This is a genomic window from Arthrobacter sp. M4, assembly GCF_020251205.1.
Lineage (GTDB): Bacteria > Actinomycetota > Actinomycetes > Actinomycetales > Micrococcaceae > Arthrobacter.
The window spans coordinates 1-498 of record NZ_JAIWYX010000061.1 but is presented as its reverse complement, the minus strand read 5'-3'; the positions used below and the strand labels follow the sequence as shown (position 1 = coordinate 498).

Here is a 498-nt window from a genome sequence, read left to right as displayed (position 1 = left end):
CGTCGCGGCCACCCGATCGCCGGAACCCTGCAGCAGCCCGGCTTTGCCGACGCCGACGAGGCGCGCTGCAAGGGCAGGATCGACCAGATGATGCTTGGGCGAGAGGGTGAGCCTCTTGAGCGGGTTGAACATCGGCACCCAGGCAGGGATCGGGTCAAGGACGAAGATCCGGCTTAGATGCTCACGGTAGTTGTCGACGGTGGCACGGGAAGGCTTGTCGACGATCCCGGCGGTGGCGGCATCGAGGATCTTGGTGTAGGCCGCGTCCGTCGAGGTGGCCGCGGCGTATGCTGCCAGCCAGGCGCGGAGCGCGTCCGGACGGCGCACGTTCAAGCCGTTCTCGGGCAGCTCCCGCTCGACGATGCGCGAGAGGTAGCTGTCGAGTTGGATGGCCCGCGCCCGGTCGGGAAGATTGCGGATGCCGGGAAACCCGGAGGCGAGGATTTCGTCCACGTACCCGGCCAGATCGACGTCGGAGCGGCCCTTGATCGCCGGCCG

At 68.1% G+C, this 498-nt stretch carries 1 protein-coding gene; it reads right to left on the bottom strand.

Going from position 1 to position 498, the window contains the following annotated elements; genetic code table 11:
• On the bottom strand, nucleotides 1–498 hold a 498-nt coding region (locus LD110_RS23395), incomplete at both ends, for a DUF4143 domain-containing protein (protein WP_374200387.1).